A 15,195-nucleotide genomic window follows, 5' to 3' on the forward strand; every position below is an offset into this window, starting at 1 on the left:
AATTGATTTTATATTATTAATATAAGGGGGAGTATTATGATAAAAGTAGATTTATTAAGGGTACATAAAAGGAGTATATCTAAATTATTAGTAGTTATGTTTATTATGAACTTAATATTACCAATTAAGCTTGTTAATGCGGCTGAAAATAGTAATTTAATAAAGAACTATAAATATTCTGATGATAATTTAGATAGTAAACCGGATTACTGGAGTTTTTACGCAAAAGGTAATAATTATAATTCTTATATTTCAAAAGATGAATACAAAAAAGAACCAAATTCATTAGTAATTGATGTTAAGACAAAAGATAGTAATGCGATAATTGTTCATCAAACAGTTAATTTAACAAAAGATCAATTAAATAAAAAATATAAATTTACTCAATGGATAAAGACAGAAAATTTTGTTGGAGCAGGTGCACATATTAGATTACAAATAGTTAATAAAAGTAATCAGAAGTTAGATATATTTGAATTATCTCCTAAAGTTACAGGTAGTAAAGATTGGACAGAATTAAGTTATGAACTTGATATACCAGATTTAATTGGTGGTGTAGAAGTTGGTGGTTTAAAAATTGAAAATTATATTTCAAATAATAGTACAGGTAAAGTTTACTTTAATGAACCAAAACTTATTTGCACTGGAAATACAGATGGAGATATAAAGCCAGATCCAGATGTTCCACAATATAAAGATAGCCTTGTATTAAATGGTTACTTTGAAAAGGTTAAGTCAGACGGAACAGCTGATAAATGGGGAAAATGGCAAAGTGGAAGTAATAAATTTAATACAGAAGTTGATAATAAAGTATTTTTTGAAGGAAAAAATTCAATAAGATTGGAAAATGGAGATAAGGATAAAACAGCAAGAGGTACTTTAAATCAAACAATAAGAGATATACCACAAGAAGCACAAGGTAAATCACTTAAAATAAATCAATGGATTAAAACAGAAAACTTTAATGGTAAAGGACTTATATTAAGACTTCAATATAAATCACCAGATGGTCAAAAAATTGAACCAATGGGAATGGTTGATTTAAATGTTAAAGAAAATATGGATTGGACAAACTTTGATTTTATATTAGATTTGCCAAAAGAAACTTTAGGTAGTATAGTATTTGAATATTTATATGATGATGCTAAAGGTAAAGTTTGGGTAGATAATATAGAAGTAAATTCATATACAAAATTATCTAATATAGAATCTAAGGAAAGTACAATTAAATTAGAAAAAGGTAAAAGTGAAAAAATAAATTTAATTTTTACTCCAAGTAATGCAACTAATAAAGATGTTACTTTTGAAAGTTTAGATAAAAATGTAGCAACTGTTAATAATGAAGGTTTAGTAACTGGAGTTAATAATGGGGTAAGTAACATAGTTGTTAAAAATAAAGAAAGTAATAAAAAATTAGAAATACCAGTTATAGTTGGAGAGTCAGATCAAATAACTATAAAAGATATTGGTATATTAAAAGGATTAGAAAATAAAGTTATAAAAGGTAAAATAGAGGCTGTATCTCAAACCGGTTTACAATTAAATTATACATCTTTAACTAATCCTAAAAATGGAACTTTAAATTTAAAAGAAGATGGAAACTTTGAATACTATCCAAATAAAAATTATTATGGAGATGATGTATTTACAGTAAAAGTTAGTGATACAAATAATAATTTTGCTATTTCTAATATAAAAGTTAATGTTGAAAAAAGAAATAAAGCACCAATATTTGAAAATTTCAATATTACTTTAAATGAAAATGGAGAAATAAAAAACAAAAAATTTAATGCAAAAGATCCAGAAGGTGAAGATTTAAAATTTGAAATTGTTGATAAAGCAAGCAATGGAGAATTTACTATAAATAATAACAATTATAGTTATAAGCCTAATAAAGATTTTAATGGATATGATTCTGTAAAAATAAAAGTTATTGATACTTTTGGTAATGAAGTTATAGCAGAAGGAAATATTTTTGTAGCACCTTCATTAGAAAATATAGATAAATTAGTAAAGAAAGAACATCCAAGGCTTTTAGCATCAGAAGATGAATTTAATTCATTAAGAAATTTAGTCAAGACTGATAAAAATGCTAAAATATGGTTTGAAAAATTAAAAATCAAAATAGATAAAATATTAGCATCACCAGTTGTAGCTTATAATAAGCCAGATGGATTAAGATTAGATACAACTGCATCAAAAAATATTGTTGATTTATCATTTATGTATCAAATAACAGGTGATAAAAAATATGCAGATAGAGCTTGGCTTGAACTTGAAAATGTTTCTGTAAAGTATCCAGATTGGAGTCATCAGCATTACTTAGATGCGACAATGACATCATTTGGAGTTGCAATAGGATTTGATTGGTTATATTCATATTTAAATAAAGAACAAAGAGCTACTATAGAGAAAGCTTTAGTTAAAAATTCATTAAGCATAGGGCTTGGATATTATAAAAATAATTCGCATTTCTTTGTTGAAGATAAATATAATTGGAACTTTGTTTGTAATACTGGATTAACAGCGGGTGCACTAGCTATAATGGGAGAAAACAATGATAAAATGGCTGGTGAAATAATCCAAGAGGCATTTAAGTCAATTCAAAATGGATTAACTCAGTATTATCCAGAAGGAGATTCAATAGAAGGAATATCATATTGGGATTATGGTACAAGATATTTAGTTTATTTCTTATCTTCTGTAAGTTCAGCAATTAAAGGAGAAAATTTATTTATTAATGCACCAGGAATTAAAGAGACTCCAGATTATCCAATGTTTATGACAGGAAAAGATGGTGCATATAATTATTCAGATAATGATAGAAATTTACCAGCAGGCTATTTAAGTCTTTGGTTTGCAAATGAATTAAATAGAGCAGATCTTACATGGTACCATAAATATTATATGTCACAAGATGAAGCTGTAGTTAATGTGTATGATTTATTATGGTATAAGCCAGAATTATACACTGGAGAAAGTCCAAAGGAATTAGATAGAGCTTATAAAGAAAGACAATCTGTAATAACTATGAGAAAAGATTGGGAAGATCCTTTATCAAGTTTTGTTGGATTTAAAGGTGGATTTAATGGAGCACCACACGGAGATTTAGATATTGGTTCATTTGTTTTTGATTCATTAGGTGAAAGATGGGCATTAGATCTTGGAAAAGAAAATTACAACCTTCCAGGATATTGGGAAAAAGAAGAAGGGGGAAGAAGATGGAATTATTATAGAAAAAGAGCTGAAGGACACAACACTTTAATAATAAATCCAGGTTCAGGATATGACCAAGAAGTTAATGTACATTCTCCTATAATAGATATGAAATTAAATAATGGAAATAATCCTTACGGAATAATAGACATGACAAGTGCCTATGATAAAGAAGCTCTAAGTGTAAAAAGAGGGATTAAATTTATAAATAGAGAAGATATTCTTGTAAGAGATGAGTATATGTTAAAAAAATCTGGTGAGGTTGCATGGCAAATGCATACAGATAAAGAAGCAGAATTAACTGAAGGTGGAAAAGCTGTTATTTTAAAAGATGGAAACAAGAGATTATATGTAAAACTTCTTAATTATGGAAATGAAAAATTTGAAATAGTTGATGCAAAACCATATGCAGGTTCACCAAATCCAGATGGACAAAATCCTAATAAAGGAATAAAAAAATTAATAGTTAAGTCTGAAGGAAGAGAAGGAAATATTAATGTATGGATGGCTCCATTTATGGAAGGTGAAAATGTTCCAAATAAAGTTCCGAAAGTTACTAACTTAATGGCTTGGAAAAATGAATCAAATAATGATGATTCATCAAAACCAGATGATAATAATAAGCCGGATAATAACAATAAGCCAGATAATAACAATAAGCCAGATAATAAACCAGATGATAACAGTAATTCAGAAAATAAACCAAATAATAATCAAGAAAATAATAAACCAAGTTCAGATAAAAATGAAATAGTTGAAAATAAAAATGATAAAGATATACCAAAGACAGGACAAGAAGCATTAGGCATGATAATTTTAGGATTAGTTACACTTGTTGGAGGAGTATTTATTATAAGAAAGTAAATTTTAAAATAATAAGAGAGCGCTAATATACTTTAGTGCTCTTTTATTTTGTATTAATATCAATAATACCAATGAACTTATCATGAATTAATATAGAATATACTTTTTATATTTTTAAGTGTATATCAAAAATATATTCATACTACATTGATTATGTATTTTCTATATAATTAATTAGGTGTTATAGTATAGTTTGGTGAGAATTTTTATTATTGATTAATTAAAAAATTATAAAACAATTTAATAAAATCTTATTCTATAAAATATTTAAGCGGTTTTATATCCATAATAAAAATTCTATCTTCTTACTAATATTAAAAAGTAAAGCTAGAAGGGATGTTTATATGAAAGAATTAATTGATTTATATTTTCTTTTTATAAAATTAGGTTTTATGAATTTTGGTGGTGGATATACTATATTCCCAATACTTCAAAGAGAAATAATTGAAAAGAGAAAGTGGATTACAAGTGAAGAACTTACTGATTATTATGCAATTGGACAATGTACGCCAGGAGTAATTGCTGTAAATACTGCAACATTTATAGGGCATAAAAGAAAAGGAAATATAGGTGGTATAGTTGCAACATTAGGATTTGTAACACCATCTGTAATACTTATATCAATAATAGCAATGTTTATTGGTAATTTTGCAGATATTCCATTTGTGAGACATGCATTTGCAGGTATACGTGTATGTGTTGCAGTACTTATATTAAATACTGCTATAAAGTTACTTAAAACAGCTGTAATTGATATAAAAACTTTGATTATATTTATACTTGTAGCTGGTTTTTCTATATTTACAAATATATCACCATTCTTATTTATAATAATTGCAGGTATAAGTGGAATTGTACTTAAAGGAGCAGGAGGTAAAAAGAATGATACTAATTAAAATATTTTTTGAGTTTTTTAAAGTAGGTCTTTTTGCCGTAGGTGGAGGAGCTGCTACTATACCATTTCTTTATAATATTTCAGATACTACACATTGGTTTACACATACAGATCTTGCAAATATGATTGCAATATCTCAATCTGTTCCAGGTGCAATGGGTATAAATATGGCAGCTTATGTTGGATATACAACTCAAGGTATTATTGGTGCAATTGCTTCAACAATTGGTATTATAGGTCCTTCAATAATAATAATTTTAATTGTGGCAAGGGTATTAAATAAATTTAAAGAAAATTATATTGTAAAAAATTGTTTTTATGGATTACGTCCAGCAGCAACAGGATTACTATTTGCAGCAGGATTTGAAATAGTTAAAATATCAATAGTAACTTTAAATAGATTTTTTGAAACAAAAAATATTTTAAATATAGTATCTTTAAAAGCTTTAATACTTGCAGTGATTTTATATTTTTTAATATCTAAATATAAAAAATCACCAATTGTTTATATAGTATTGGCGGCTTTTATAGGAGTTATATTTAAATTTTAATAGGTTGGAAAGTTTTTATAAAATATAGAAAAGTAGTCTTACTTTATAACTAAGACTGCTTTTTTATTTAAAACTTATTTTATTTTAATGGACAATATGTTTTAATACTAATAAAATTACACCAAATAAAATTAAGAAAACACCTGAAACTTTATTTAAATTTTTATTATCTGTTTTATTTGCAAATCTTGAGGCTGTTCTAGAACCAAGTACAGCAAAAATAACGCAAATTATTAAGGCTAAAACATTAGTGCCACCATGGATTATGTGGGCAGTTGCTCCAGTTAAAGCTGTAAAAGCCATAATAAAAACACTTGTACCTACTGCCATTTTTAAACTGTAGCCTAGGAATCCAGTCAAAGCTAATAGTAGCATCACGCCTCCACCAGTTCCAATAGTTCCGCAAATAGTTCCAATAACTAATCCAAGTATAATTGAAAGAGCTAGTTTTTTATTTTTACTTAAATTTTTTATCTTAGAATCTTTAGGAGTAGTAATTGGCTTAATAATTAATTTAATACCTAATAATATAGTCATATACATAGAAACTCCACCTAATATATCATTTGGTATAAATTTTGCAAAATAACTAGCAATATAAGTTGCTATCATTGTGACTATCATAATTAATATTCCATTTTTTATATCAATATTTTTATTTTTAAAATATATAATTGAGGATATTAAGGAAGCAAAAACATCGGCAGCTAAAGCTATACCAATAGCTTGATAAGCATTAAAACCAAGTAATGCTACAAGCATTGGAGTAATTATTGAAGCAGCTGATATTCCAACAAGTCCAATACCTATACCCGCAAGCAAACCAGCAAATATAAAAACTACTATACTCATAAAAATCTCTCCTTTATTAATGGGCTTAAGATTAATTTTATAGTAATTAATTGAATAATTTATAAATATCTGGTGATAACTTTATAAATTTATATGTAAATTATAAAATAGCAAAAATATATTAAAACTTATAATATATTTTTGCTATTTTAAAATCAATCAATATTTTATTTAATTGTATTTTGAATTTCTTTAATCCATTTTTCTATTATTTGTTTTTCATGAGGAATAGGTTTTTTATGTTTTTCATAATTTACTACAAATTTATTTAATTTACTATATAATTTTTCTAAATCCATATCACTAACTAATTCTTTGTTTGAATATATATTTCTAATAGATTCTCTTTTGTTTTTAGACTCTTGTAATTTAATTAATAAATTACCAGCTAATATTTTTTTATTATCCACTTCTGCTGCAATTAAAGCTTTTAATCTTTCCTCTGTATGCTTGGATGTTATATCATAAAAATCATCATATAATCCAAATTCAGTTATAAATTTTTTGAATTCATCAAAGTTATTTTCATTTTCAAAAATACTTTTTAATTCAATTTCTGTGTATTTCATATATATACCACCTTTCTATTTTTTATTTATATTATAATACTTTTTATTTTTATAGCTTTTAAAATGAAATATCATACATATAAAATTAATACAAAATTATATTAAGTTTATCAGTTAAAATATAGGATTACTTTAATTAACTAATGTTTTTGATGAATAAAATACAATTGTATTAAATTTAATATAGAAATTATTGCTTATATTTTTAAAATTTAACAAAATAATAGCGTATTTACCATTAAATTTTAATATTTTAGTGATATTATAAATTAAAAATGTTGAATTTATGTGGAGTTATTATGAGTGTAGAAGTAGTAATTATAAGGATTATGTTATCAATATTTATAGGTGGAATTGTAGGCTTTAATAGAGAACATGAAAATATGCCAGCAGGTTTTAGAACTCATGTATTAGTTTGTTTAGGGGCCACTATTGCAGCATTAATTCAAGTCCAACTTGGATATTTTGTATTAGATGAAATTGCTAAAAATCAAGAGTTTAAAAATATATTAGCTGTAGATGAAGGGCGTGTTATATGTCAAGTAGTATCAGGAATTGGGTTTTTAGGGGCTGGAACTATAATAAAAGCAAAAGGATCTATAAAGGGACTTACTACAGCAGCATCAGTTTGGGCTGTAGGTTGTGTAGGACTAGCAATTGGAATGGGCTTTTATGTTATAAGTATAATTGGTGGAATATTTATAATTATAAGTCTTGTAATTTTAAAAAAGTTTGAAAATAAATATATTGTCAAAGATTCATGTATTAATTTAGAAGTTCAATACACAAATAAAGAAATTGCTTTAAGTGAGGCAAATAAAATTTTTAATAAATATCAAATAAATATAATTAATATAAAATCAATTAATGAATGTCTTATTTATACAATAGATATATCAGAGAAAATTACTGCAAATGATATTATGACTAACTTATTAGTTAATGATAATATTACTAATGTTAATATTATATAATTTTAAATAATAAAAGAACCTTGCTTATTTACAAGGTTCAATTAAAACTTATATGAAACATTATTTTTTGGAAAATATGTAAAATATATGAGCTTCTTTAAATACGGTACTTTGTTTCAATAAAATAAATCCATCATTTTTATTTTCATCTATTAATGAATCATCATATATGTAGTATTGGTTGTAACAATGAGGGTCATAAACTTTAAAATAACTTTCGTTATTTATCTTTTTAGTTCCAGATAGGATTATATAATGTCCACCTTTTGAAACATGTCCCTGTTTCATATTAACAATTACTAAATGATTATTATCCTTCAACGCTTTCTGAATAGTTTTAGTATTAGTTGTAGAATAACAATTTAAATTATAATTTGGTTTTGATGAATCATTACATGCTATATCAAAAAAATCACTGTTTGTCCCATTATTATAAGTTCTTGTATTTATTGCTAACGAATATTTACAGAGTTCAACTGGTGAAATATTTTTTTCATTTAATGTAGAAACAACAGTAGCAAATGCTGATGGACCACAAGCTGAATTAGAGATTAATTGATTTTTATTATTTACTTCAGGGTGAGTATATACTGTGTTACCATACCTTGGATCATCTTGAGCATAATATCTAATATATCCTTCCTTAATTGTACTACTTAAATCATTTTTATCTGTTTTTACGTTAGGGTTTCCTTTAGTTATAAAATCTTTTTTTACATATCCTGTGATATTATTATAATTAATTTTATATAAATCATCTTTTTCATCTAATATATCGATGATAGCTCCATTTGGAAGGTTTCCTATAATTTCTGATGAATCAAATTCATTTTTTCTTACATTTAATTTACTTGAGTCATTTTCTAATTGTATTACTCCCCATTCATAAGTTTTTTTATTGGAAGTTAAAGGCGACTCATTCGTATTATTAATTGCTTTGTCAACCTTTGTTTCAGGTTTTGAATTAAAAGAGTTAGTTGTTGTTTTAAATCTACTTATAATATTTGGAGTAAATATAAAAATAATTAATATAGCAAGTATTAAAAATAGATTAAAAGGTTTGAATATTTTTGATTTCATTAAACATATCCTTTCTAAAATTATTTCATATTAATGGTTTCTAATTAAATTAGTAATATAAAATATAAAAACTATTAATATGAAAAATTTATTTTAAAAAGATAATTTTACCAAATAGTTTTTAAAAAATAAACTCGTAAAATCTTTATAAGATTTACGAGTTTAAACTATGGTGCCACCAGTGGGAATCGAACCCACACGGTAAAACCGCATGATTTTGAGTCATGTGCGTCTGCCAGTTCCGCCATGGTGGCAAATTAAAACTAATTTTAGCAACGAGAATATTATATCAAAAATAGTTAAAAATATCAATTGTGTAAATAAATTTATCAAAAATATGAAAAAAAATAATATTTTAGTTGTTTGATGAGTAGACATTTGCTAAAATGTATGTAGGATAAAACTTACCCAGTGGGGCAGTTTTTGACCTAGCTAGAAATGTAAACTAGTTTTTATACATAAAAATCAAGTTTATAATCTAATAATTAGGGAGGAGAAATAAGAATATGATGTATTCAACAGAAGTTCAAGAAATGTGTGTAATCGCAAAAGGACCTAACCATGGACCAGCACCAATTCCTGAAGAAGGAAGATGGGTTTTAGCTAAAGAAGTAAAAGATATTTCAGGTCTTACTCATGGAATAGGTTGGTGTGCACCTCAACAAGGAGCTTGTAAGCTTACTTTAAACGTTAAAGATGGAATAATAGAAGAGGCATTAGTAGAAACAATAGGATGTTCAGGAATGACTCACTCAGCTGCTATGGCTTCAGAAATATTACCAGGAAAAACTATATTAGAAGCATTAAACACAGACTTAGTTTGTGACGCTATAAACACTGCAATGAGAGAATTATTCTTACAAATAGTATATGGAAGAACTCAAACTGCATTCTCAGAAGGTGGTTTACCAATAGGAGCAGGTCTTGAAGACTTAGGAAAAGGATTAAGATCTCAAGTTGGTACTATGTACGGAACTCTTGCTAAAGGACCAAGATACCTTGAAATGGCAGAAGGTTACGTAACAAAAGTTGCTTTAGATGCTGATAATGAAATTATCGGATACAAATTCATACACTTAGGAAAGATGATGGAATTCATCGGAAAAGGAATGGATGCTAACGAAGCAATGGAAAAAGCAGCAGGTCAATACGGAAGAGTTGAAGACGCTGTTAAATTAGTAGATCCAAGACATGAATAATTTAAGTAATTAAACAATTTGTAAGGAGGAATTTAATCATGGCATTATTTGAAAGTTATGAAAGAAGAATAGATCAAATCATTCCAGTACTTAATAAATACGGAATGGAAAGTTTAGAAGATGCTAAAGCGGTATGTGACGAAATTGGAATTAACCCATACGATATAGTAAAAGAAACTCAACCAATCGCATTCGAAAATGCAGGATGGGCTTATACTTTAGGTGCTGCTATAGCTATAAAGAAAGGTTGCAAAAAAGCTGCTGACGCTGCTGAAGCAATCGGAGAAGGATTACAAGCTTTCTGTATCCCAGGTTCAGTTGCTGATGACAGAAAAGTTGGACTTGGACACGGAAATCTTGGAGCAATGCTTCTAAGAGAAGAAACAGAATGTTTCGCATTCCTTGCAGGTCACGAATCATTCGCTGCTGCAGAAGGTGCTATTAAAATAGCAGAAAAAGCTAACAAAGTAAGAAAAGAACCATTAAGAGTTATATTAAACGGTCTTGGAAAAGATGCTGCTATGATAATCTCAAGAATTAATGGATTCACATATGTTGAAACAGCATTCGATTTCTATACTTCAGAATTAAAAATTGTTAGAGAAAAAGCTTACTCAAACGGACCAAGAGCGAAGGTTAGATGCTTCGGATCAAACGACGTTAGAGAAGGTGTTGCTATAATGCATCACGAAGGAGTTGATGTATCAATCACTGGTAACTCAACTAACCCAACAAGATTCCAACATCCAGTTGCTGGAACATACAAAAAAGAATGTGTAGCAGAAGGTAAGAAATACTTCTCAGTTGCATCAGGTGGTGGTACTGGAAGAACTCTTCACCCAGATAACATGGCTGCAGGTCCAGCTTCATACGGTATGACTGATACAATGGGAAGAATGCACTCAGATGCACAATTCGCAGGATCATCATCAGTTCCAGCTCACGTTGAAATGATGGGTCTTATCGGAATGGGTAACAACCCAATGGTAGGAGCTACTGTTGCAGTTGCAGTTGCTGTTGAAGAAGGAATGAATAAATAATAGTCTTATAAGTTTTTATTAAGATTTAAAGATTATTTAAACATAGAAATATGTAAATGAAATATGAGTATCCGTAATGTATATATACATTACGGATACTCTTTTTTATATAGAGAAATACAAAAATTAATCTATCATAAATTTAACTTATATATTCAACAATAAAGTTTTAAATTTAAAAAAATAATAAAATTAAATATAATAGTAAAAATTCTTTTTATAAATAAATTAATAATAAATATAAAAAGTTTATAAAATTAAGTAAAATAAATAAAAATTTTAAAAAAATGTAAAATATGGTACAATTGAAATAATAAATTTGATATGTTAAATTTATAACTTAATAAATAAAAGGGGGACATTATGAAAATAGAAGTACAAGGTATAAGTAAATCCTTTGGTGATGTACAAGCTCTTAAAGATTTAAATTTTACTATTGATAGGGGAAGAGCATTAGGTTTACTTGGAAGAAATGGTGCTGGTAAAACTACAGCAATAAGAATAATTTTAGGAATACTTCCAAGTGATAGTGGTAAAGTTTTAATTAATGATAAAGAGTTAAATTTTGATCATAAATCTTTTGGTTATTTACCGGAAGAGAGAGGTTTATATTTAAAGTTTACTGTAAAAAATCAATTATTATATTTTTCATCACTTTATGGAATGAAAAAAAGTGAGGCATTAGAAACTATAAAATATTGGTTAGATAGATTCGAAATAAGTGAATATTTAAATAAAAAGGTAGAGACATTATCAAAAGGTAATAAGCAAAAGATTCAACTTATAGTTGCTATAATGCATAATCCAGATGTAATAATATTAGATGAACCATTTAGCGGACTTGACCCTGTAAATGTTGAAACTTTTAAAAGTGTTATAAGGGAATTACTTAAAAAGGGAAAAACATTAATTTTTAGTAGTCATAGAATGGCCGATGTTGAAGAGTTTTGTGATGATATAATAATGCTTAAAAAAGGTGAAACTATACTTCAAGGAAATTTAGAAAAGATTAAAGAAGATTATGGCATAAAAGCCTTAGTTATAGATGGAGAAGAAGCTATAAAAGAAGTTTTAAATGAAGAAGATATAACATCATATAATTATGAGAATGGTAAATTTATAGTTGATTTAAGAGATATAAAAAAGGGAAAAGATATTTTAAGAAAAATTACTAACCAAGATTTAGATGTTAATGGTTTTTATTTTGAAAGACCATCATTAAACGATATCTTTATAGAAAGGTTAGGTGATTAATTTGAAAAAGTTTTTAACTATATTTGGATTTACTTATAAAGAAACAATTAGAAATAAAGGTCTTATAATTTCTACAATAATAACATTAATAATAATGCTTGGATTCTTTAATGTAGATAAAATAATGTCTTTATTTAAGAGTAATTCAACAGATGATATTATGATATGTGAAGTAAATAATAATGAGACAATCAATAATGGAATAGTTAATAAAGATTTATTAACTAGAATAAATGATGATAGTTATAATTTCGTAATAGCTAAAAATATTAGTGAAGTTAATAAAGTTAAGTCAGAACTTGAATCAGGTGATTCAAAATATAAAGCTATATTAGAAGTTTCAGAAGGAAAAGATATAATAGGAAAGTTATATGTAAATAAATCACCAGGTCAAGATTTAACTAAGAAAATTAATTCTATATTAAATGATATGAAAATAATGAATAATATGAAAAAATACAAATTAAGCAGTGAAGAATATACTAGTATAATGACTCCAGCAAGCTTAGAAGTTATACAAAAGGGTAATTCATCTAATGAGAGAATGACTCTTGTATATGCACTTGTATTTGGAATATATATGATTACTTTAACATTTGGTTCAATGGTTGCAAACTCTGTTATAGAAGAAAAAACAAATAGAATAATGGAAACTTTAATTACTATGGCAAAACCAATGGAATTATTCTTTGGTAAAGTTCTTGGTGTTTGCGCTGTTGGTTTAACCCAAATAGCAATACTTTTAGGAGCAGGGTTTATAATGCTTAAAACATCTGGATTTAGTATGGAAGTATTACAATCTTTAAATTTAAATGCTTCAATAGTAATTTCATTTATATTCTACTTCTTACTTGGATATTTAACTTTTTCAATGCTTTATGCAGCGGTTGCGTCTCTTGCATCAAGTCCACAAGATGTAAATTCATCTATGGGAGCAATAACTATGATATTCGTAATTGTATTTTTGATAGCTATGAATTGCATGTTTAATATAGATACTACTTTTGCAAAAGTTATGAGTTATATACCTTTTGCATCACCACTTATAATGTTTGAGAGAATAGTTTTATCAAATGTAGGATTTGTGGAAGTTGCAATAACTACTATTATAAATGTAGGTTTTATAATTATAGTTGGTATTGTCAGTAGTAAATTATACAGAAGAGGAACTCTACATTATGGAAACAAAATTTCATTAATGAAAGCTTTAAAAGAAAAAGTTTAAAAAGATAAGCTATCTCTTAATAAGAGATAGCTTATTTTTAAAAGAATATATACTGAAAATTTCTAATTTATTAAATATATAGTAGTTGGAAATTTATAAAACATATGATATATTACTTCTATATTATAAAATTTTGGAGGAAAATAATGATAGAACCAGAGCCGGGAAGTATTATTATGCAAATAATAATAATAATAATTTTAACATTAATTAATGCTTTTTTCTCATCAGCAGAAATGGCAATAGCATCAGTAAACAAAAATAGGATTAAACTTTTAAGTGAAGAAGGTAATAAAAAAGCACAACTTCTAGAGAAGGTTATGAAAAATCAAGGGAATTTTCTAGCCGCAATACAAATAGGAATAACATTAGCAGCCTTCTTATCAAGTGCATCAGCTGCAACAGGAATTTCAGTAGTGCTTTCAGGTGAATTAGAAAAATTAAATATACCATATGCCAATCAATTAGGAGTAATAATTGTTACAATACTTCTTACATACTTTACATTAGTATTTGGTGAATTAGTACCAAAGAGAATAGCACTTAAAAATAAGGAAAAAGTAGCATTAAGCTCAGTTAAAACAATATATTTTGTGCTAATAATTACAAAACCATTTGTAAAAATACTATCATTCTCAACAACATTAATACTTAAAATATTAGGTCTTAATGAAAGTGGAATAGAAGAAAAAGTATCTAAAGAAGAAATACAAGCTTTAATTTCAGAAGGTGAAGTTGAAGGTGCTATTGATGAGTCAGAAAAAGAAATGTTAGATAGCGTATTTGAATTTAATGATAGATTATCTAAGGAAATAATGACATCTAGAAAAGACACATATATGATAAATATTTCTGATGATATGGATGAAGAATTAGATGATATAATAAACTTGCAGTATTCAAGAATACCAGTTTATGAAGATGATATAGATAATATAGTTGGAATATTATATACAAAAGATTTATTTATAATGGCGAGAAAAGTAGGTTTTGAAAACCTTGATATAAGACATATAATTCATAAGCCATATTTTGTTCCAGAAACTAAGAGAATAAATGAATTATTTAAAGAACTTCAATTAAATAAAAATCATATGGCGTTATTAATAGATGAGTATGGTGGATTCTCAGGTATTGTAACTATGGAAGATTTAGTAGAAGAGATAGTTGGAGAAATTGATGATGAATATGATACAGATGAACCAGATATAAAGAAAATAGATGATTATAAGTATTTAGTAAAAGGTACTATAAACATCCATGATTTTAACGATGAATTTGGGACAAGTATTGAAGAAGATGAAGATTTTGATACTTTAAATGGATATATGATAACTAGAATGGGAAAAATACCTAAAGAAGGTGTTAATGTAGAATTTGATGTTGATAATATACATTTAAAAGTAAATGAAGTTACAGGAAGAAGAATAGAAGAAGTAGAAGTAACTATATTTAAAGAATAAAATTTAATTTAAA

12 protein-coding genes and 1 tRNA gene are annotated in these 15,195 nt (G+C 26.5%); 9 read left to right on the top strand and 4 right to left on the bottom strand.

The window, feature by feature from the left end; translation table 11 throughout:
- Positions 1 to 36 precede the first annotated feature (36 nt).
- The 3 genes from O212_RS16140 (at position 37) to O212_RS0102410 (ending at position 5,526) form a co-directional block, all read left to right on the top strand.
- Positions 37 to 4,080 carry an Ig-like domain-containing protein gene (locus O212_RS16140; RefSeq protein ID WP_024613571.1) on the top strand — a complete coding sequence of 1,348 codons (4,044 nt, stop codon included), beginning with the start codon at positions 37 to 39 and terminating at the stop codon, positions 4,078 to 4,080.
- Between the two features lie 344 nt (positions 4,081 to 4,424).
- Positions 4,425 to 4,976, top strand: a complete 552-nt coding sequence (locus tag O212_RS0102405) for a chromate transporter (RefSeq protein ID WP_024613572.1) — start codon at positions 4,425 to 4,427, stop codon at positions 4,974 to 4,976.
- Positions 4,963 to 5,526 (top strand): chromate transporter, encoded by a 564-nt coding sequence (locus O212_RS0102410; protein ID WP_024613573.1) that lies wholly within the window; start codon positions 4,963 to 4,965, stop codon positions 5,524 to 5,526. The genes O212_RS0102405 and O212_RS0102410 overlap by 14 nt, the downstream gene beginning before the upstream one ends.
- Before the next feature lie 84 nt (positions 5,527 to 5,610).
- On the opposite strand, the gene O212_RS0102415 is transcribed toward O212_RS0102410, so the two are convergent.
- Positions 5,611 to 6,378, bottom strand: a complete 768-nt coding sequence (locus O212_RS0102415; protein ID WP_029699120.1) for a sulfite exporter TauE/SafE family protein — start codon at positions 6,376 to 6,378, stop codon at positions 5,611 to 5,613.
- 167 nt (positions 6,379 to 6,545) lie between these two features.
- On the bottom strand, positions 6,546 to 6,947 hold the full coding sequence (locus O212_RS0102420; protein ID WP_024613575.1) for a hypothetical protein: 402 nt from the start codon (positions 6,945 to 6,947) through the stop codon (positions 6,546 to 6,548).
- A 299-nt stretch (positions 6,948 to 7,246) separates the two neighbouring features.
- On the opposite strand from O212_RS0102420, the gene O212_RS0102425 reads away from it, so the two are divergent.
- Positions 7,247 to 7,921, top strand: a complete 675-nt coding sequence (locus O212_RS0102425) for an MgtC/SapB family protein (RefSeq protein WP_024613576.1) — start codon at positions 7,247 to 7,249, stop codon at positions 7,919 to 7,921.
- 60 nt (positions 7,922 to 7,981) lie between these two features.
- Here O212_RS0102425 and O212_RS0102430 read toward each other — a convergent pair whose 3' ends face one another.
- Both O212_RS0102430 and O212_RS0102435 read right to left on the bottom strand, forming a co-directional pair.
- Positions 7,982 to 9,001 carry an SH3 domain-containing protein gene (locus O212_RS0102430; RefSeq protein ID WP_024613577.1) on the bottom strand — a complete coding sequence of 340 codons (1,020 nt, stop codon included), beginning with the start codon at positions 8,999 to 9,001 and terminating at the stop codon, positions 7,982 to 7,984.
- 170 nt (positions 9,002 to 9,171) lie between these two features.
- Positions 9,172 to 9,255 (bottom strand) — tRNA-Leu (locus O212_RS0102435).
- 252 nt (positions 9,256 to 9,507) lie between these two features.
- Here O212_RS0102435 and O212_RS0102440 point away from each other — a divergent pair.
- The 5 genes from O212_RS0102440 to O212_RS0102460 all read left to right on the top strand — a co-directional run bounded on the left by O212_RS0102440 (position 9,508) and on the right by O212_RS0102460 (position 15,182).
- Positions 9,508 to 10,200, top strand: a complete 693-nt coding sequence (locus O212_RS0102440) for an iron-sulfur cluster assembly scaffold protein (RefSeq protein WP_024613578.1) — start codon at positions 9,508 to 9,510, stop codon at positions 10,198 to 10,200.
- Positions 10,201 to 10,238: 38 nt separating this feature from the next.
- Positions 10,239 to 11,240 (top strand): GGGtGRT protein, encoded by a 1,002-nt coding sequence (locus O212_RS0102445; protein WP_024613579.1) that lies wholly within the window; start codon positions 10,239 to 10,241, stop codon positions 11,238 to 11,240.
- 363 nt (positions 11,241 to 11,603) lie between these two features.
- Positions 11,604 to 12,494, top strand: coding sequence for an ATP-binding cassette domain-containing protein (locus O212_RS0102450; protein ID WP_024613580.1), 891 nt, complete (start codon positions 11,604 to 11,606; stop codon positions 12,492 to 12,494).
- Between the two features lies 1 nt (position 12,495).
- Positions 12,496 to 13,719, top strand: a complete 1,224-nt coding sequence (locus O212_RS0102455) for an ABC transporter permease (protein ID WP_024613581.1) — start codon at positions 12,496 to 12,498, stop codon at positions 13,717 to 13,719.
- Positions 13,720 to 13,862: 143 nt separating this feature from the next.
- Entirely contained in the window at positions 13,863 to 15,182 is a 1,320-nt protein-coding gene (locus tag O212_RS0102460) for a hemolysin family protein (RefSeq protein WP_024613582.1), read from the top strand.
- Positions 15,183 to 15,195 lie beyond the last annotated feature (13 nt).

The sequence above is a fragment of the Clostridium sp. Ade.TY genome (assembly GCF_000498355.1).
Lineage (GTDB): Bacteria > Bacillota > Clostridia > Clostridiales > Clostridiaceae > Clostridium.

Excerpts from the sequence above, each read along its gene's own strand:
- O212_RS16140 (WP_024613571.1), top strand. The coding sequence starts at position 37 with ATGATAAAAGTAGATTTATTAAGGGTACATAAAAGGAGTATATCTAAA.
- O212_RS0102405 (WP_024613572.1), top strand. The coding sequence starts at position 4,425 with ATGAAAGAATTAATTGATTTATATTTTCTTTTTATAAAATTAGGTTTT.
- O212_RS0102410 (WP_024613573.1), top strand. The coding sequence starts at position 4,963 with ATGATACTAATTAAAATATTTTTTGAGTTTTTTAAAGTAGGTCTTTTT.
- O212_RS0102415 (WP_029699120.1), bottom strand. The coding sequence starts at position 6,378 with ATGAGTATAGTAGTTTTTATATTTGCTGGTTTGCTTGCGGGTATAGGT.
- O212_RS0102420 (WP_024613575.1), bottom strand. The coding sequence starts at position 6,947 with ATGAAATACACAGAAATTGAATTAAAAAGTATTTTTGAAAATGAAAAT.
- O212_RS0102425 (WP_024613576.1), top strand. The coding sequence starts at position 7,247 with ATGAGTGTAGAAGTAGTAATTATAAGGATTATGTTATCAATATTTATA.
- O212_RS0102430 (WP_024613577.1), bottom strand. The coding sequence starts at position 9,001 with ATGAAATCAAAAATATTCAAACCTTTTAATCTATTTTTAATACTTGCT.
- O212_RS0102440 (WP_024613578.1), top strand. The coding sequence starts at position 9,508 with ATGATGTATTCAACAGAAGTTCAAGAAATGTGTGTAATCGCAAAAGGA.
- O212_RS0102445 (WP_024613579.1), top strand. The coding sequence starts at position 10,239 with ATGGCATTATTTGAAAGTTATGAAAGAAGAATAGATCAAATCATTCCA.
- O212_RS0102450 (WP_024613580.1), top strand. The coding sequence starts at position 11,604 with ATGAAAATAGAAGTACAAGGTATAAGTAAATCCTTTGGTGATGTACAA.